Origin of the sequence: Streptomyces argenteolus, assembly GCF_042902585.1 — a bacterium.
GTDB lineage: Bacteria > Actinomycetota > Actinomycetes > Streptomycetales > Streptomycetaceae > Streptomyces > Streptomyces argenteolus.
On sequence record NZ_JBIBEG010000005.1, the window covers coordinates 47,476 to 64,250 of the forward strand.

General features: G+C 72.3%; 16 protein-coding genes. 4 read left to right on the top strand and 12 right to left on the bottom strand.

Annotation, left to right across the window (positions count from 1 at the left end; all coding sequences use genetic code 11):
* Nucleotides 1-13: 13 nt before the first annotated feature.
* The gene (locus ACFY8O_RS18935; protein WP_145813024.1) at nt 14-1,297 is read right to left on the bottom strand and encodes an adenylosuccinate synthase; all 1,284 of its coding nucleotides are present in this window, start codon (nt 1,295-1,297) and stop codon (nt 14-16) included.
* A gap of 186 nt (nt 1,298-1,483) precedes the next feature.
* Between ACFY8O_RS18935 and ACFY8O_RS18940 the strand changes: the two genes are divergently transcribed.
* The gene (locus ACFY8O_RS18940; protein WP_387903817.1) at nt 1,484-2,320 is read left to right on the top strand and encodes a diacylglycerol kinase; all 837 of its coding nucleotides are present in this window, start codon (nt 1,484-1,486) and stop codon (nt 2,318-2,320) included.
* A gap of 51 nt (nt 2,321-2,371) precedes the next feature.
* Here the strand turns inward: ACFY8O_RS18940 and ACFY8O_RS18945 are convergent, their stop codons facing one another.
* On the bottom strand, nt 2,372-2,872 hold the full coding sequence (locus ACFY8O_RS18945; protein WP_387904534.1) for a GbsR/MarR family transcriptional regulator: 501 nt from the start codon (nt 2,870-2,872) through the stop codon (nt 2,372-2,374).
* Between the two features lie 92 nt (nt 2,873-2,964).
* Between ACFY8O_RS18945 and ACFY8O_RS18950 the strand changes: the two genes are divergently transcribed.
* Genes ACFY8O_RS18950 through ACFY8O_RS18960 form a run of 3 tightly spaced genes read left to right on the top strand, consistent with a single transcriptional unit; the run spans nt 2,965 to nt 6,002 of the window.
* Nucleotides 2,965-3,924 (top strand): ABC transporter ATP-binding protein, encoded by a 960-nt coding sequence (locus ACFY8O_RS18950; protein ID WP_387903818.1) that lies wholly within the window; start codon nt 2,965-2,967, stop codon nt 3,922-3,924.
* Nucleotides 3,921-5,579, top strand: coding sequence for an ABC transporter permease (locus ACFY8O_RS18955; RefSeq protein WP_145813019.1), 1,659 nt, complete (start codon nt 3,921-3,923; stop codon nt 5,577-5,579). The genes ACFY8O_RS18950 and ACFY8O_RS18955 overlap by 4 nt, the downstream gene beginning before the upstream one ends.
* 51 nt (nt 5,580-5,630) lie before the next feature.
* A complete protein-coding gene (locus ACFY8O_RS18960) occupies nt 5,631-6,002 on the top strand; it encodes a hypothetical protein (protein WP_208766157.1) in 372 nt (123 codons plus the stop codon).
* Here ACFY8O_RS18960 and ACFY8O_RS18965 read toward each other — a convergent pair.
* From ACFY8O_RS18965 to fbaA, 10 genes are all read right to left on the bottom strand, one after another.
* Nucleotides 5,985-7,190 (bottom strand): cytochrome P450, encoded by a 1,206-nt coding sequence (locus tag ACFY8O_RS18965; protein ID WP_387903821.1) that lies wholly within the window; start codon nt 7,188-7,190, stop codon nt 5,985-5,987. The two genes, ACFY8O_RS18960 and ACFY8O_RS18965, sit on opposite strands and share 18 nt — an antisense overlap.
* 9 nt (nt 7,191-7,199) lie before the next feature.
* Nucleotides 7,200-7,868: a response regulator gene (locus ACFY8O_RS18970; protein WP_145813014.1), complete on the bottom strand. Its 669-nt coding sequence runs from the start codon at nt 7,866-7,868 to the stop codon at nt 7,200-7,202.
* Nucleotides 7,865-9,178 carry a sensor histidine kinase gene (locus ACFY8O_RS18975; RefSeq protein ID WP_387903824.1) on the bottom strand — a complete coding sequence of 438 codons (1,314 nt, stop codon included), beginning with the start codon at nt 9,176-9,178 and terminating at the stop codon, nt 7,865-7,867. The genes ACFY8O_RS18970 and ACFY8O_RS18975 overlap by 4 nt, the downstream gene beginning before the upstream one ends.
* 74 nt (nt 9,179-9,252) lie before the next feature.
* The gene (locus ACFY8O_RS18980; RefSeq protein WP_387903826.1) at nt 9,253-10,128 is read right to left on the bottom strand and encodes an alpha/beta hydrolase family protein; all 876 of its coding nucleotides are present in this window, start codon (nt 10,126-10,128) and stop codon (nt 9,253-9,255) included.
* Nucleotides 10,129-10,243: 115 nt separating this feature from the next.
* Nucleotides 10,244-11,440, bottom strand: coding sequence for a kynureninase (kynU, locus tag ACFY8O_RS18985; RefSeq protein WP_387903828.1), 1,197 nt, complete (start codon nt 11,438-11,440; stop codon nt 10,244-10,246).
* The gene (locus ACFY8O_RS18990; RefSeq protein WP_387903830.1) at nt 11,433-12,281 is read right to left on the bottom strand and encodes a tryptophan 2,3-dioxygenase family protein; all 849 of its coding nucleotides are present in this window, start codon (nt 12,279-12,281) and stop codon (nt 11,433-11,435) included. The genes kynU and ACFY8O_RS18990 overlap by 8 nt, the downstream gene beginning before the upstream one ends.
* A 154-nt stretch (nt 12,282-12,435) precedes the next feature.
* Nucleotides 12,436-12,849: a DUF3151 domain-containing protein gene (locus tag ACFY8O_RS18995; protein WP_387903832.1), complete on the bottom strand. Its 414-nt coding sequence runs from the start codon at nt 12,847-12,849 to the stop codon at nt 12,436-12,438.
* A 3-nt stretch (nt 12,850-12,852) separates the two neighbouring features.
* Complete coding sequence (locus tag ACFY8O_RS19000) at nt 12,853-14,343, bottom strand: MFS transporter (RefSeq protein ID WP_387903834.1); 1,491 nt, start codon at nt 14,341-14,343, stop codon at nt 12,853-12,855.
* Between the two features lie 101 nt (nt 14,344-14,444).
* A complete protein-coding gene (locus tag ACFY8O_RS19005; protein WP_387903836.1) occupies nt 14,445-15,647 on the bottom strand; it encodes a MalY/PatB family protein in 1,203 nt (400 codons plus the stop codon).
* 75 nt (nt 15,648-15,722) lie between these two features.
* Complete coding sequence (fbaA, locus tag ACFY8O_RS19010) at nt 15,723-16,754, bottom strand: class II fructose-bisphosphate aldolase (RefSeq protein ID WP_145812995.1); 1,032 nt, start codon at nt 16,752-16,754, stop codon at nt 15,723-15,725.
* Between the last annotated feature and the right edge of the window lie 21 nt (nt 16,755-16,775).

Below are 16,775 nucleotides of genomic sequence, written 5' to 3' on the forward strand. Positions count from 1 at the left end.
GTCGTGTCCTCCCCTAGAGGAAGGAGTTGATCTCGATGGTCTCGGTACGGCCGGGGCCGACACCGATCGCGGAGATCGGGGCGCCGGACATCTCCTCCAGCGCCTTCACGTACGCCTGCGCGTTCTTCGGCAGGTCGGAGAAGGTCTTGGCCTTCGTGATGTCCTCGGACCAGCCCGGCAGCATCTCGTAGATCGGCTTCGCGTGGTGGAAGTCGGTCTGGCTGTACGGGAGTTCCTCGACGCGCTTGCCGTCGATCTCGTACGCCACGCACACCGGGATCTGCTCCCAGCCGGTCAGCACGTCCAGCTTCGTGAGGAAGAAGTCGGTGAGGCCGTTGACCCGGGTCGCGTACCGCGCGATCGGGGCGTCGAACCAGCCGCAGCGCCGGTCACGGCCGGTGGTGACACCGCGCTCGCCACCGATCCTGCGCAGCGCCTCGCCGTCCTCGTCGAGAAGTTCGGTCGGGAAGGGTCCCGCGCCGACGCGCGTGGTGTAGGCCTTGAGGATGCCGATGACCCGGCTGATCTTCGTCGGGCCCACGCCGGCTCCGGTGCAGGCGCCGCCCGCGGTCGGGTTCGACGAGGTGACGAAGGGATACGTGCCGTGGTCGACGTCCAGCAGCGTGCCCTGGCCGCCCTCGAAGAGGACGACCTTGCCCTCGTCGATGGCGTCGTTCAGGATCAGCGTCGTGTCGGCGACGTACGGCTTGATCTGCTCCGCGTACTGGAGCATCTCCTCGACGATCTTCCCGGCGTCGATCGCGCGCCGGTTGAAGACCTTGGCCAGGAGCTGGTTCTTCTGCTCCAGCGCCGCCTCGACCTTCTGCTCCAGGATCGACTCGTCGTAGAGGTCCTGGACGCGGATGCCCACTCGGTTGATCTTGTCGGCATAGGTCGGGCCGATACCGCGCCCGGTCGTGCCGATCTTGCGCTTGCCGAGGAAGCGTTCGGTCACCTTGTCGACGGTGACGTTGTACGGAGTGATCAAATGAGCGTTGCCGCTGATCAGGAGCTTGGACGTGTCGACGCCTCGCTCGTTCAGACCGCTCAGCTCGGAGAGCAGGACCGCCGGGTCGACGACGACACCGTTACCGATGACCGGAGTACATCCCGGCGACAGGATTCCGGAGGGGAGGAGATGCAGTGCGTACTTCTGGTCGCCTACGACAACCGTGTGGCCGGCATTGTTGCCGCCCTGGTAGCGCACCACATAGTCGACGGACCCACCGAGCAGGTCGGTGGCCTTCCCCTTGCCCTCGTCACCCCACTGAGCACCGAGCAGCACAAGTGCGGGCACAGGCGTACACCCCTTCCGGGCGGGGCATGTCCAAGGTCAGGGGGCGTACGTAAAGGTCGTACCTGCCGCACGACGATGTGCGGCAAAGCCTGAGCCGTCGAACCGGGTGCCCCGGAATAGACGAAGCCCCTGGCGCAATAGCGCAAGGGGCTCTTGCACCAAGATGCTACCCGAGGAAGGACCGAGGTGTCGGCTGCAGAGCCCCCCGGCGACGGCGACCACCAGCTACTCGTACTCATCGACCCCCTTGCCCGCCGCTACGACGGCGAGTCCGTGCGCATCGCGAAGGACGTTCTGAGCGCCGGTTCGCACGCCAAGATCTGCCTTCCGGACGGCCCCGACGAGTTCGCCAGGGCCCTGTCACGGCGGGGCGCGAGACGTCCCGTGGTCGTCGGCGACGACCACGCGCTGCTGCGCGCCGTCTCCCAGCTCCACCGGGAGCGGGAGCTCTCCGAGAGCACGCTCTCCCTGATCCCGGTCGGCGCGGCCCACTCCCTGGAACTCGCGCACGCGCTGGGCGTTCCCCGGGGGGCGGTCGCCGCGGCCCGGACCGTCCTCGACGGGGCCGTCCGCCGGCTGGACCTGCTGGTCGACGACAGCGACGGGGTCGTCCTCGGCGAACTGCGCATCCCGGCGGCGAGTCCCCCCGCCGGCCCGCCCCACACCATCTGGGACACCTGCCGCACCCTCGTGGCGGCCCTGGTCCGCCCCGCCCCGCCGTCGCCCTCTGGCCCGTCCCGGACGCACCGGCTGCGGGTCGAGGCGGACGGGGTCCTGCTGAACGACCTGGACCGTCCGGTCGAGGGCGTCTCGGTGACCGCCCAGGGGGACGGAGGGCTGGCGGACGTGGTGATCCGCACGACCTCCGGCGAGACGCTCACCGCGGAGGCCAAGGCGGTCACGGTCGCGGGCCCGGACTTCCGCTACCGCGCGGACATACAGGTGGCGGGCCCGGTCAGGACCCGCACCTGGACGGTCCGTGCGGGAGCCTGGGGGCTGATACTCCCGCCGGTGGACGGCTGACCGCTCCCGGGCGGGGGCGCTGCGGACGGAGACCCTCCGGCCGGAGCGCCCTCAGCCGCCCGCCTTCCGGCTCTGCCGCCACCGGTCCAGCACCCCGAGCAGCTCCCCCTGCATGAACGCGAAGAACTCCGCCGTCTCCGTGAGGCGCGCACCGGCGGGGGTGTCCTCGCCCAGGGAACGCGCGCCGTCCCTGAGCGTGCGCTCCCAGCGCAGCATCACCTGGTCGCGGCCCGCGAGGGCGGCGTACCAGACCTCGTCGTGCAGGCGGTAGCGGTCACGGCGTGAGCCCGGGTCGCGTTCCCGGCCGACCATGCTGACCTGGGTGAGGTAGCTGATCGCGCCCGAGACGGCCGCCGGGCTGATCCGCAGGCGCCTGCCGAGGTCCGCCGAGGTCATGGAGCCGTCGTCGTCCGCGAGGAGGGCCGCGAAGACCCGTGCGGCCATCCGCTGCATCCCCGCCTCGGCCATCTCGGCCGCGAAGCGCTCGACGAACCGCGACACGGCCTCCTCGTCGCGCGCGTCGGCCACGTCGCCGCCGGTCTCGCTGGTCATGTCTCCCGCCGCCTCCGCCGCCCAGGTCATGGCTCGACTTTATACGGTTCCTTAACTTCACAAGTTTATGAAGTCTGCGTACGTTCAGACGTATGACGAAGGCAATCAGCGTCGCCGGGCTGCACAAGTCGTTCGGGCGGGCGCGCGCGCTGGACGGCCTCGACCTCGCCGTCGAGACCGGTGAGGTCCATGGCTTCCTCGGACCCAACGGCGCCGGGAAGTCCACCACCATCCGCGTCCTCCTGGGGCTGCTGCGAGCCGATTCGGGCACGTCCCGGCTGCTCGGCAGGGACCCGTGGCACGACGCCGTCGAGCTGCACCGGCGGCTGGCGTACGTGCCCGGCGACGTGGAGCTGTGGCCGGGTCTCACCGGCGGCGAGGCCATCGACCTGCTCTCGCGCCTGCGGGGCGGGGCCGACAAGCGGCGGCGGGACGAGCTGATCGAGCGCTTCGGCCTCGATCCGACGAAGAAGGGCCGGGCCTACTCCAAGGGCAACCGGCAGAAGGTCGCCATCGTCGCGGCCCTGGCGTCCGACGCGGAACTGCTGCTCCTGGACGAGCCGACGGCCGGGCTCGACCCGCTGATGGAGACGGTCTTCCAGGACGTGATCCTCCAGGCGAAGCAGGCGGGCAGGACGGTGCTGCTCTCCAGCCACGTCCTGGCCCAGGTCGAGAAGCTGGCCGACCGGATCAGCATCATCCGCCGCGGCAGGACCGTGCAGTCCGGGTCGCTGAGCGAGATGCGGCATCTGACGCGCACGACGGTCGAGGCGGAGACGGACCGGCCCGCCGAAGGGCTCGACCGGCTGCCCGGCGTGCACTCCGTGGAGGTGGTGACCGAGGGAGCCACGGGCGGCACCCGGGTGCGCTTCACGGTGGACGGCGGCCACCTGGACGGCGCCGTGAGCAGGCTCGCCTCGTTCGGCGTACGCAGCCTGATCAGCCACCCGCCGACCCTGGAGGAACTGATGCTGCGCCACTACGGCGACGAACTCGCCGCCGTCGGCCACGGCGCCGCCGGGACGGACCGCGCCGCCGGGAGCGCGCGATGAGCGCCGCCACCGCCACCAGGACACCGGCCGCGCCACGGATGCTCACGGGCCCCGGAGCCCTGGCGGGCACCCGCACCCTGATCGCGTTCAACCTCCGCAGGGACCGTGTGCGGCTCCCCGTGTGGATTCTCGCGCTGTTCCTCGGCACCCTGGCAGCAGCCGACAAGTACCGGACGCTCTACGCCGATCCGGAGGCCCGGGCCTCCGCCCTCTCCACCATGGGCAGCCCGGCCGGCCTCGCGATGACCGGACCCCGGCACTATCTGGACGACTACAGCTTCGGCGCGATGACCGGCCATCAGATGCTGGGCTTCACCGCCGTCCTGGCCGGCCTCATGAGCGTCCTGACGGTCACCCGTCACACGCGGGACGAGGAGGAGACCAACCGCGCGGAGCTGGTCCGCTCCACCGTCGTCGGACGGCACGCGCACCTGGCCGCCGCGCTCGGGGTGGCGGTGATCGCCGACCTGGCGCTCGCGGTCCTGCTCGCCGCCGGACTCGGTTCCATGGACCTCGCCCCGTCCGGGGCCACCGGCTCGCTCCTCTACGGCCTCGCGCTCGCGGCCGTCGGCGTCTTCTTCGCCTGCGTCGCCGCGATCACCGCCCAGGTCAGCGCCCACACCCGGGGGGCCTCCGGCTCCGCGCTGGCCGTCATCGGGCTCGCCTACGTCCTGCGCGCCGCCGGGGACGCGGGCGGTGGCGACGCCCTTTCCTGGCTCTCCCCGATCGGCTGGGTGCAGCGCGGCTATCCGTACGTCGACAACCGCTGGTGGCCCCTGCTGCTCTGCCTGGTGTCCGCCGCCCTCTGCGCGGCTGCGGGCTTCGCCCTGTCAACCAGGCGCGACGTGGGCGCGGGGCTCCGCGCCACCCGGCCCGGCAGCGCGACGGCGTCCGGCGCGCTGCTCCGGCCGCTGGGATTCGCGTTCCGGCTGCACCGCTCGATGCTGGCCGGATTCGGTGCCGGGCTGTTCCTGATGGGCGCCATGTACGGGTCGATCCTCGGCCAGGCCGACGACATGCTGGGGAGCATCGAGCAGATGGAGGAGGCGCTCTCGAAGATCGGCGGGGCCACGACGGCGGAGTCCTTCGCCTCGATGATCATCGTGGTCCTCGCGGTGGTGGCCTCCGTCCACGTCGTGACGGCCACGCTGCGGCCCCGGGCCGAGGAGAACGCGGGCCGGGCCGAAGCCCTCCTGGCGACCGGGCTGTCCCGGGTCCGCTGGGCCGGCAGCCATCTGGCGGTCGCCCTCGCCGGCGGCACCGCGGTGCTGCTGCTCGCCGGACTGGGCATCGGTGTCGCGGGGGCGGCCTCGACCGGCGACCCGGGGCTGGTGCTCTCCCTGACCGGCGCGACGCTCGCGTACGCACCGGCCCTCTGGGTCACCGCGGGAGTGGCCGCCGTGCTGTTCGGCTGGCTCCCCGGGGCCGTCCAGGCCGCGTGGGCCGTGCCGGTGTACGCGTTCGTGACCGGCTACCTGGGCCGGCTGCTGCGGTTCCCTGACCGGATGAACGACCTGTCCCCCTTCGGCCATGTCCCGCAGCTGCCCGCCGCCTCCATGGACTGGACACCCCTGGCCGTCCTCACCCTGGTCGCGGCGGCCCTGATCCTGCTCGGTCTGGAGGGCTTCCGCCGGAGGGACCTTCGGACCAGGTAGGGAACCGGCCATGTCCGCCCTGGCGTCCTGACCCCCATGGAGCAACGCGACGTGGCAGGGTACGGCGGGTGCGCGACGGCACTGCTCGGCGCGGGGACGGCCCTGTTCGTCTGGGGCTCGTCCCGCCGCACCGGTCTGCACCTGGGCACCGGTCTCGAAGGGCACGGCCGGGATCTCTCGGTCCTGTGGACGGAGCTGCCCCTCGTCCTGCTCGCCGGAGCCCTGGTCCCGCCGCTGACCTGGCTGCTGACCCTGCGTCTGCTGCGCGGACGCGCACCCCTGCGGGGCCGTGTCCTCGCCGCGGCGCTGTGCACGGCCGGCGTGTTCGCCGTGGCCACGTGGGGCCTGCACAGCTGGGCGAATCCGTACGACCCCGACCGCGTGCGGCTGTCGGGCACCCTCGCCTCAGATCTCGACCAGTAGCTCCCGAAGCCCCCGGATCACGTACCCGGGCTTCCACTCCGGCTCCGCGAGCAGCCGCATCCCCGGCGCCTTGCGGAGCAACTCACCGAACACCGCTCCCAGTTCGACCCGGGCCAGCGGTGCACCCAGGCAGTAGTGGATGCCCGCACCGAACGAGATGTGCGGGTTGTCCCGGCGGGACAGGTCCAGCGTCTCCGCGTCGGCGAAGCGCGCCGGATCACGGTTGGCCGACGCGAAGAGCAGCGCGACCTGCGCACCACGGGGGATGACGGTGCCGTCGACCTCGATGTCGTCCAGGACCCATCGCGAGAACATGGGCACCGGGGTGTCGTAGCGCAGCAGTTCCTCCACGGCCGTCGGCAGCAGACTGTGGTCGGCGCGCAGGGTCGCCAGCTGCTCGGGATGCCGGAAGAGCATCCACCAGCTGTTGACGGTGGCGTTGACCGTCGCCTCGTGGCCCGCGTTGAGCAGCAGCACACAGGTGGAGATGATCTCCTGCTCGGTCAGCCGGTCCTCGTCGTCGTGCGCGGCGATGAGCCCGGAGATCAGGTCCGTTCCGGGGTCTTCCCGGCGTGCGGTGATCAGCTCCCGCAGATACGCGGAGAACTCGACCGAGGCGCGGACGGCGGCCCGCGCCGTCTCCTCCGGCGGATTCAGCTCGAACATCCCGCAGATCGCGGCCGACCAGGGCCGCAGCAGCCCCCGGTCGGCCTCGGGCACGCCGAGCATCTCCCCGATGACGGCCACCGGCAGCGGCTCGACCACCGCCCCCAGCAGATCGCCGCCGCCCGCCGCCACGAAGTCGTCGACGAGCGCGGCGGCCATCCGCTCCACCGTCGGGGCGAGCGCCTCGACCCTCCGGGGGGTGAACGCCTTGGCGACCAGCCGCCGGATCCGGGTGTGGTCGGGCGCCTCCAGGTCGAGGATCCCGTGGCCGTTGAGCGTGTGGAACGGCTCGTGCGCCTCCGGCGGGGCGGTGACCCCGAACTCGTCATGGCTGAAGCGGTGCAGATACGTCCGCCCCAGCCGCCGGTCACGCAGCAGCCCCGAGACGTCGGAGTAGTGCGGGACGAGCCACTGCCGCGTCGGCTCGAAGTAGTGCGCCCGGCCGGTGGCGCGCAGCGCGGCGTAGGCGGGGTACGGGTCGGCGACGAACGCCGGGGACCAGGGGTCGAAGGACACGTGCATGGGGCGACGCTATCCGGGCGTGACCAGCCGTGCCTCGTAGGCGAACACGGCCGCCTGGGTCCGGTCCCGCAGCCCCAGCTTCACCAGGATGCGGCTGACGTGCGTCTTGATCGTCGACTCGGCGACCACCAGGTGCGAGGCGATCTCCTGGTTCGACAGGCCCTGCGCGATCAGCACGAGCACCTCCGTCTCCCGCTCGGTGAGGTCACCGATCCGGGCCATGGCGGGCGGCCTCGGGGCCTCGGCGATCTTCGAGAACTCGGTGATCAGCCGCTTGGTGACGGTCGGTGCGAGCAGCGCCTCCCCGGAGGCCACTACCCGCACGCCGTCGGCCAGTTGCCGTGCCGAGGCGTCCTTCAGCAGGAAGCCCGAGGCGCCCGCGCGCAGCGCCTGGTAGACGTACTCGTCGAGATCGAAGGTGGTCAGGACCAGCACCTTGGCGTCCGCGTCGGCCGCGACGATCTCACGGGTCGCCTCGATGCCGTTGAGCTCCGGCATCCGGATGTCCATGAGCACCACGTCGGGCCGCAGGGCGGCGACCTGCGAGACGGCCTGCCGGCCGTCGACGGCCTCGCCGACGACCTCGATGCCGGGCATCGCGTTCAGCAGTACGGAGAAACCCTCGCGGACCATCATCTGGTCGTCGACGATCAGTACCCGGATGGGCGACTCGCTCATGCGCGCCCACCGTCCTCGGTGCGCTCCCGCTCGGACGGCACGGGGAGGAACACGGCGACCTCGTATCCGCCGTCGCCGGTCGGCCCCGCGGTCATCTCCCCGTTCAGCATCGCGACCCGCTCCCTCATCCCCGTGATCCCGTGTCCGGCCCCCGGCGACGGTTTGACCAGGCCCCGCGGGGGGCCGTTGACGACACGCACTCCGAGCCCGCCGAGCACGTACCCGATCTCCACCTGGGCGGTGGCGCCCGGGGCGTGGCGCAGGGTGTTGCTCAGTGCTTCCTGGACGATGCGGTACGCCGACAGCTCGACGCCCTGAGGGAGCTCGCGTACGGCGCCGGTGACGGTCTTCTCCGTCCGCAGCCCGGTCTCCCGGACGTTGTCCAGCAGCCGGTCGAGCTCGGCCAGGGTGGGCTGCGGGGCGTCCGGTGCCTCGTAGTCCTCCGCCCGTACGACGCCGAGCACCCGGCGCAGCTCGGTGAGCGCGGCCACGGCGTTCTCCCGGATGGTGGCGAAGGCCTGCTCCAGCTCGGGCGGCGGGTTCTCCACGCGGTACGGGGCGGCCTCGGCCTGGATCGCGACGACGGACATGTGGTGGGCGACGACGTCGTGGAGCTCACGGGCGATGGTGGTGCGCTCCTCCAGCAGGGTGCGCCGGTCGCGTTCGACGGCGGTGACGGTGCGCTGCACGGTCACCTCGCGCTCGGCCTCACGGCGCACCTGCACCATGGCGACGACGAGCAGGGCGAACGCCGAGGTGACGGCCATGGGCGCGGTGTTGGAGAAACCGGGGCCGATGTTCCCGAGGAGGCTGCCGACGACCAGGGTGGCCAGCCACATCCAGCCGGCGGTACGCGGCCGGGTCCTCGCCGCGACGACGACCAGCACGCCGAGATGGCAGATGAAGGCGCTCACCTGCCAGGGCCAGTCGCCACTGCCCACCACGGCCACCACCGGGGTCGACAGGATCGAGACCCAGAACGCGAGGAGTGGGCGGATCAGTGTCATCAGCAGCGTGGCGACCGGCAGGAACGCGGTGATGAGGGTGACGACGCCGAACGGCGAGTAGTCGTTCGCCGTGAAGACACCGTCCAGCAGCGCGATCAGCGCGACCGCCGCGACCACCGCGTGCGGGAACCAGACGGCCCTGGCCCGCAGGGGCCTCGGCAGCCGGCGGATCACCGGTCCGTCCGTGCCGAGCGGGCCGAGCGGGCGGTAGGCGAACACGTCGTGGAAGAGGTCCTGCCGCAGGCCGCCTATCGCGCCTGCGGCCAGCCGGAACTCCGGGCTTCTGGTCTTGGTCTCGGTCACACCCACACGGTAGGTGCCGGGCCCCGCCCCGGGCGTCCGCAGTGATGCGGATCCTCGCCCGTCCGTCGCAAGTACTACCAGGCCAGCTGGGCGATCTCCTCGGCCACCACGGCACAGGCGTCCGCGGACGGGTCGATCAGCGGGAAGTGCCCCACCCCGTCCAGCAGCGTCAGCCCCACCATCTCCCCGGCCTTCGCCGCGGCGTCCACGAACGCCTCCGTGACGGCGGACGGCACGGTGGTGTCCTCCACGCCCTGGACGACGGCCGTGGCGATCCCGGTGGGCAGCAGCCGGGCGGGATCGACGTGCGCGCTGCGGGCCTCGAAGTCATCGGTGCCGCCGAGGAGCTGGTGCAGGGCTCCGGAGCAGACGTCCAGCTCCATCGCGCGGGCGAAGTCCCCGATCGGCGCCAGCGCGACGACCCCGCGCAGCGGCGGAGGGGCGGGCAGCCGCCACGGCGAACCCTCCGGGAGCACGTGCCGCGCTGCCGCCCACAGGGCGAGCTGCCCGCCGGCCGAGTGCCCGGTGACCACGGTCTTGCGCACGTCGGCCGCCGGCAGCCCTTCGGCCACCAGCGCCGGCAGGGCGTCCATCGCCGTCGCGACGTCGTCGAACGTCTCGGGCCAGCGTCCGGCCACCGGCCCGGCCCCGCCCTGCTGCGGGATCTCGCCGCCGCGCCGGTACTCGACGCTGGCCACGGCGAAGCCGCGCCGCGCCAGGAAGTCCGCGAACGGCGACACGTGCTGCCGGTCGTAGGGGGCGCGCCAGGCCCCTCCGTGCAGCAGCACCACGAGTGGGGCCCCGGCACGGCCGTCCCTCGGCGCGAAGAAGTCGATCACCTGGTCGGGGTGGCTCCCGTAGGCCGCGGACCCGTCGGGGGCGACCGCCGGATGCGCGAAGGCCGACTCGGTCTCGGCGGCGTCCCGATCACGCGCGGCAGAATCCGACATGCTGCTCCAACCGTCCTACGCCTGTGCCCAACTGGACTGACCTGCGGGGACGGTACCAGTACGGCGGACCGCCGCCGCACGGGCCCGGAGAGCGGGCGCGCACGGCGGCGGACGCTCAGACCCCCAGGACCTCCGCGAGGACCCGCGCCGCCCGCTCCGCGTCGGCGAAGCCCACGTACAGCGGGGTGAAACCGAACCGCAGGATGTCGGGACGCCGGAGGTCTCCGACCACCCCGCGCTCGACGAGCGCGCGCATCACCGGCTCGGTCTCCGCGGGCACCTCGCACCGCAGCGAGACCTGGCTGCCGCGCTCGCCGTGGGCGGCCGGGGTGACCGGAGTGACCCGGCCCTCGGGCACGTAGGCGGCGACGCACTCGAGGAAGAAGTCCGTCAGGGCGAGGGACTTGGCCCGTACGGCGTCCACGGACACGCCGTCCCACACGTCGAGCGAGGCCTCCAGCGCCAGCATGGACAGGATGTCCGGGGTGCCGACCCGGCCCCGCACGGAACCGTCCGCCGGGACGTAGCCGGGAGTCATCCCGAACGGGTCCGCGTGCGAGGTCCAGCCGGGCAGGGGCGAGTCGAAGGCCTCCTGGTGACGCTCGGCGACGTACAGGTAGGCGGGCGAACCGGGCCCGCCGTTGAGGTACTTGTACGTGCAGCCGACGGCCAGGTCCACCCGGTGGGCGTCCAGGCCCACGGGCAGCGCGCCTGCGCTGTGGCACAGGTCCCAGACCGCGAGGGCGCCCGCGGCGTGGACGGCGGCGGTGAGGCCGGGAAGATCGTGCAGCCTGCCCGAGCGGTAGTCCACATGGTTCAGGAGGACGGCCGCCGTGCGGGGGCCGAGCGCGGCCGGCACGTCGGCCGGGGCGACCGGCACGACGCGGTGGCCCGTCATCCGGGCGGCCGAGCCGGCGATGTACCCGTCCGTGGGGAACGTCGTCGCGTCGACCAGGATCTCGTCCCGGCCCCCACCCGCCAGGCGGGACGCCGCGACGACGGCCTTGAAGACGTTCACGCTGGTGGAGTCGCCCACCACGATCTGTCCGGCGGCGGCCCCCACCAGCGGGGCGATCCGGTCGCCGATCCGCTCGGGCGCGGTCCACCAGCCGCTCTCGTCCCAGGAGCGGATGCGCAGCGACCCCCACTCACGGGTGATGACGTGCTGCATGCGGGCGGGTACGTGGCGGGGCAGCGCCCCCAGCGAGTTCCCGTCGAGGTAGACGGTGTCGTCGAGGGTGAACAGCTCGCGCAGTGCGGACAGCGGGTCGGCGGAGTCGAGCGCCGTGGCGCGCTCACGGAGGTCAGACATGGCTGCGCGCCGTCCACAGCTCGGGGAAGACGCTCTTGGTGGCCCGCTTCTCCAGCCAGGCGACCCCAGCCGATCCCCCGGTGCCGGTCTTCGAGCCCATCGCCCGCCGGGTGGCGGTCAGATGGTCGTTGCGCCAGCGCCACACCAGCTCGCCGACATCGGTCAGCACCTCGCCGAGCCGCACGAGCTCGGCGTTCTGGTCGGCGTCGGCGTAGATCTCCGCCCAGACGGCCTCGACCGCGGGGGACGGCTCGTACTTCTTCGACAGGTCGCGTTCGAGCACCGACTGCGGCACGGCGTATCCGCGCCGGGCCAGCAGGGCGAGCGTCTCGTCGTAGAGGCCCGGCTCGTGCAGGGCCTTCTCCAGCTCGGCGTGGACACGGGGCGCTCCCCGGTGCGGCACGAGCATGGACGCCGACTTGTCCCCCAGCAGGAATTCCATCCGCCGGTACATCGCCGACTGGAAGCCCGATCCCTCGCCGAGCGAGCCCCGGTAGGAGTTGAACTGGGCGGGGGTGAGGCCGGCGAGCGGCTTCCAGGAGGCGTTCAGGGCCTCCAGCTCGCGGAGCGAGCGCTTCAGGGCGTCGCGGGCGACCGGTATGCGGTCCTCGCGCAGGGCGTGCGCCGCCGTCTCCCACTCGTGGACGATGACGGTGAACCACAGCTCCATGACCTGGGTGGTGACCAGGAAGACCATCTCGCCGGGGTCGTCCGAGCGGAGGTGCTGGAGGTGGGTCAGGATGTCCGCCTGGACATAGTCCTCGTACGGAGTCGTTCCCGCGAAGTCCAGGTGCGGGGTGTCCGCACCGGTGGCTTCGGGGTCGGGGTGGATGGCCGACATTTCTGTCTCCTCGACACGAGCTTCCGGGTAGCGGTCCGCCCCTTCCTCTGAGGTGGTGGAGCTCCGGTCCCCTGTTCGGCATCCTAACGGCCTTCCGCGGAACGCGTCGGGCCCCGCGGGCGGCTGCCCGCGGGGCCCGAGGGGCGAGGAGGTCTCAGCCCAGGATGTCGGCGGCGGTCTGCGAGGAGTCACGCAGGAACGTGGAGCAGCGCTCGTACTCCTCCTGCTCGCCGATCGCCTGCGCGGCGCGCGCGAGGGCGTGCAGCGCGCGCAGGAAGCCGCGGTTGGGCTCGTGCTCGAACGGCACGGGTCCGTGGCCCTTCCAGCCCGCACGGCGCAGGGCGTCGAGACCGCGGTGGTAGCCGGTGCGCGCGTAGGCGTAGGACTCGACGACCCGGCCGCCCTCGTACGCCTCGTCGGCGAGCTGCGCCCAGGCCAGCGAGGAGGTGGGGTACTTCGCCGCGACGTCGGCGGGCGCCGCGCCCGCTGCGAGCAGCTCACGCGGCTCCGGGTCGTCGGGCAGGTGGGTCGGGGCGGGGCCCCCGAGCAGGTTCTCGTGGATGGACATGGCTCAAGTGTGCCTGGGTCCGGGCTCCGGCTCCAAGGGCGGGGCCGTGACACCGCAGTGCATCGTGCACGCGGGCCGCGCCTCCTCCAGGACCTCGCGCGGCTTGCGCACGGTCCACCAGGCGATCACCGAACCGGCCACCAGGAGCCCGGCGCACATGGGCATCGCCCGGCGGAAGGTCGCGGCGAACTCCCCCGCGTCCCGGTACGCCTCCGGGCCCATCCCGGCCAGGAGCGGCAGCGCGGCCACCGCGAGCAGCCCGGCGGCCCGCGCCGCCGCGTTGTTGATCCCGCTGGCGAGCCCCGCCCTCGCGGTGTCCACGGCGGCCAGCACGGTCGCGGTGAGGGGCGCCACGAGGGTGACCATGCCGAGGCCCAGCACCAGCACGGCCGGCAGGACGTCGGCGACGTACGAGGCGCCCGCGCCGACCCGCAGCATCAGGAGCATGCCCGCGGCGGCCAGCAGCGGGCCCACGGTCAGCGGGATGCGGGGCCCGATCCGCCGGCCGAGGTCGCCCGCCGAGGCGGAGAAGAGCAGCATCAGCACCGTCGTGGGCAGGAGCGCGGTCCCCGCGCCGAGCGCGGAGTAGCCGGCGACCACCTGGAGCTGGATCGCGGACAGGAAGAAGAACCCTCCGAGGGCCGCGTACACGCAGAACGTCACGATGTTGACGGCCGTGAACTGCCGGGAGGCGAAGATCGACGGTGGCACCATGGGCTCGGCCCGGCGCCGCTCCACGGTCACGAAGGCCACGCCGAGCGCCACACCGCCGAGCGCCGCGCCGACGACCACGGGGGACGCGCCCTGCTCCGGCACCTCGATCAGGGCGTAGGTGACCAGGGCGAGCGCGAGGGCGGCGAGCGCGGCCCCCAGCACGTCGAAGCGCCCGTGGGCGTCCGGGTCCCGCGACTCCGGCACGTGACGCAGGGCGACGGGCACACAGATCGCGGCGAGCGGGAGGTTCAGCAGGAACACCCACCGCCAGCCGGGCCCGTCCACCAGCCATCCCCCCAGGAACGGCCCGACGGCCGCACCGACCCCGCCGAGCCCGGACCAGAGCCCCACGGCGCGGGCCCGGTCGTCGGGGTGGAAGCTCGCCTGGATGATCGCCAGGGAGCCGGGCGTGAGCAGCGCGCCCCCGACGCCCTGCAAGGCCCGGGAGGCGATCAGGACCTCGGCGTTCGGCGCGAGCCCGCACAGCAGCGAGGCCACGGCGAACCAGACGACCCCCAGGACGAAGACCCGGCGCCGCCCGAAACGGTCCCCGAGCGCGCCCCCGAGCAGGATCAGACCGGCGAGGGTGAGCATGTAGGCGTTGACGGTCCACTGCAGGGCGGCCAGATCGGTGCCGAGGTCCTCGCCGATGCGGGGCAGTGCCACATTGATGACGGTGGAGTCCAGCAGGGCCATGCTCGACCCGAGCACGGTGGTCAGGACGACCCACCGCCCGACGGGTGAGGCCACCCGGATCCCGTCACCGTCCGCATCAGTCATACGAGCAGCATCACCGCTCCCCGCCCGCGAGGCCATTCACGCACCCGGCGCGCCGCCCACCTCCCGCCTTGCCGTGTGTACGGGCACCCGCGCCCGGGGCGCTAGCCCCTCAGCGTGCCCAGGGCGCGCACCAGGGCGGAGATCCCCGCGTCGGCCTTGCTCCGCGCGCATCCCACGTTCAGCCGTACGAACCCCGGGGCCCCGTACACCGCCCCCGGCATGATCGCGACCTTCTCGCGCTCGATCAGCACCCGCTGGAGCGCCTCGTCGTCCACCCCCAAGGGGCGCAGGTCGATCCACGCCAGATAGCCGGCCTGCGGCGGCTCCCACGCCAGCTCGGGGAAGGCCACGCCGAGCCGCTGCGCCACCAGCGCCAGGTTCTCGGCGGTGTACGCCCGCACCGCGTCCAGCCAGGCAGCCCCCGACCGGTAGGCCGCGATGTGCGCGGTCAGCGAGAGCACCGCAGGCGAGGCGAGCCCTTCCGCCGTCTCCATGCGGCGCAGATACTCCGCCCGGTCCGCCGGGTTCCCGATGATCCCGTACGACCCGGTCAGCGCCGGAAAGTTGAAGGCCTTCGACGCGGACGTGATGACCGCCCAGCGCCCCTCGCCGTCCGCGATCCTCACGTACGGCACATGCGTGTACCCGTCGTGCACGAAGTCCGCGTGGATCTCGTCGCAGACCACCGCCACCCCGTGTCTGCGCGCCAGACCCGCCATCTCCCGGAGCTCGGCCTCCGTCCACACCCGCCCCGTGGGGTTGTGCGGCGAGCACAGCACCAGGACCTTCGCGTCGGCGCGCGCCAGTTCCCGGTCCAGGGCCGCCGTGTCGCCCACCGGCACGCCCCGCAGCTCCCGCCCGAGCCCGGTGACCGCCTTGCGGAATCCGTCGTAGGTCGGGGTGTGGACGACCACGCCCTCGCCCTCGGCCGTCCACATCCGCACCAGCTGGGAGAGCTGGCTGAGCACGGACGGCCCGTAGACCACCCGGCCGGTGTCGAGGCCTGTGCCGTACCGGGTCGCGTACCAGTGCGCGATCGCCGACAGGAACTCCTCGTGCTGCCAGGTGGTGTAGCCGAGCACGCCGTGGTCGAGGCGGGCGCGCAGCGCGGTCAGCACCTCCGGCGCGGTCTCGAAGTCCATGTCGGAGATGGTGAACGGCAGGAGGCCGTCCACCCCGAAACGCTCGGCGACCCCGTCCCACTGGACGCACCAGGTGCCCCGGCGGTCGATGACGGTGTCGAAGTCGTAGCGCGCGGGCGTGCTCACAGCGGATCCCTCGATTCCTCGGAAGCCCTCGGGCATGGAGCGGGCCCGGCCTCCGCAGGGGAGACCGGGCCCGCTCGTGCGCCCGTGGACGTCCGCGACGTACGTGCGTGCTTACTTCAGCTTGGTGCCGGCGGAACGCAGGTTGGCGCAGGCCTCCGTGACACGCACGGCCATGCCCGCCTCGGCGGACTTGCCCCAGCTGCGCGGGTCGTAGACCTTCTTGTTGCCGACCTCGCCGTCGACCTTCAGCACGCCGTCGTAGTTGCGGAACACGTGATCCACGATCGGGCGGGTGAAGGCGTACTGGGTGTCGGTGTCGAGGTTCATCTTCACGACGCCGTTCTCCAGCGCGGTGGCGATCTCCTCGGCCGTGGAGCCCGAGCCACCGTGGAAGACGAAGTCGAACGGCTGGCTGCCGGCCGGCTTGCCGTACTTCTCGGAGACGCCCTGCTGGAGGTCCTTGAGGAGCTCGGGACGCAGGACGACGTTGCCCGGCTTGTAGACGCCGTGGACGTTGCCGAAGGACGCGGCGAGCAGGTAGCGGCCCTTCTCGCCCAGGCCGAGGGCCTCAGCCGTACGCAGCGCGTCGTCGACGGTGGTGTACAGCTCGTCGTTGATCTCGTGCGTGACCCCGTCCTCCTCGCCACCGGTCGGGGTGATCTCGACCTCAAGGATGATCTTGGCGGCGGCGGCCTTGGCCAGCAGCTCCTGGCCGATGGCCAGGTTGTCGGCGAGGGTCTCGGCCGAGCCGTCCCACATGTGCGACTGGAACAGCGGGTTCAGACCCTTGGCGACGCGCTCGGCGGAGACGTCGAGCAGCGGGCGGACATAGCCGTCCAGCTTGTCCTTGGGGCAGTGGTCGGTGTGCAGCGCGACCGTGATGTCGTACTTGGCGGCGACGATGTGCGCGAACTCGGCGAGGGCTACGGCGCCCGTCACCATGTCCTTGTTGTACTGGCCGCCCAGGAATTCGGCACCACCGGTGGAGATCTGGACGATGCCGTCGCTCTCCGCCTCCGCGAAGCCGCGCAGCGCAGCGTGCAGGGTCTGGGTCGACGTCACATTGATGGCCGGGTAGGCGAACTTGCCTGCCTTCGCCCGGTCGAGCATCTCGGCGTAGACCTCGGGGGTTGCGATGGGCATCTGTCCGCTCCTTGGGATGTG

Coding starts and splice junctions, on each gene's coding strand:
- kynU (WP_387903828.1), bottom strand. CDS start 11,440: ATGTCTGACCTCCGTGAGCGCGCCACGGCGCTCGACTCCGCCGACCCG.
- ACFY8O_RS19005 (WP_387903836.1), bottom strand. CDS start 15,647: ATGCCCGAGGGCTTCCGAGGAATCGAGGGATCCGCTGTGAGCACGCCC.
- ACFY8O_RS18950 (WP_387903818.1), top strand. CDS start 2,965: ATGACGAAGGCAATCAGCGTCGCCGGGCTGCACAAGTCGTTCGGGCGG.
- fbaA (WP_145812995.1), bottom strand. CDS start 16,754: ATGCCCATCGCAACCCCCGAGGTCTACGCCGAGATGCTCGACCGGGCG.
- ACFY8O_RS18965 (WP_387903821.1), bottom strand. CDS start 7,190: ATGCACGTGTCCTTCGACCCCTGGTCCCCGGCGTTCGTCGCCGACCCG.
- ACFY8O_RS18980 (WP_387903826.1), bottom strand. CDS start 10,128: ATGTCGGATTCTGCCGCGCGTGATCGGGACGCCGCCGAGACCGAGTCG.
- ACFY8O_RS18990 (WP_387903830.1), bottom strand. CDS start 12,281: ATGTCGGCCATCCACCCCGACCCCGAAGCCACCGGTGCGGACACCCCG.
- ACFY8O_RS18970 (WP_145813014.1), bottom strand. CDS start 7,868: ATGAGCGAGTCGCCCATCCGGGTACTGATCGTCGACGACCAGATGATG.
- ACFY8O_RS19000 (WP_387903834.1), bottom strand. CDS start 14,343: ATGACTGATGCGGACGGTGACGGGATCCGGGTGGCCTCACCCGTCGGG.
- ACFY8O_RS18955 (WP_145813019.1), top strand. CDS start 3,921: ATGAGCGCCGCCACCGCCACCAGGACACCGGCCGCGCCACGGATGCTC.
- ACFY8O_RS18945 (WP_387904534.1), bottom strand. CDS start 2,872: ATGACCAGCGAGACCGGCGGCGACGTGGCCGACGCGCGCGACGAGGAG.
- ACFY8O_RS18995 (WP_387903832.1), bottom strand. CDS start 12,849: ATGTCCATCCACGAGAACCTGCTCGGGGGCCCCGCCCCGACCCACCTG.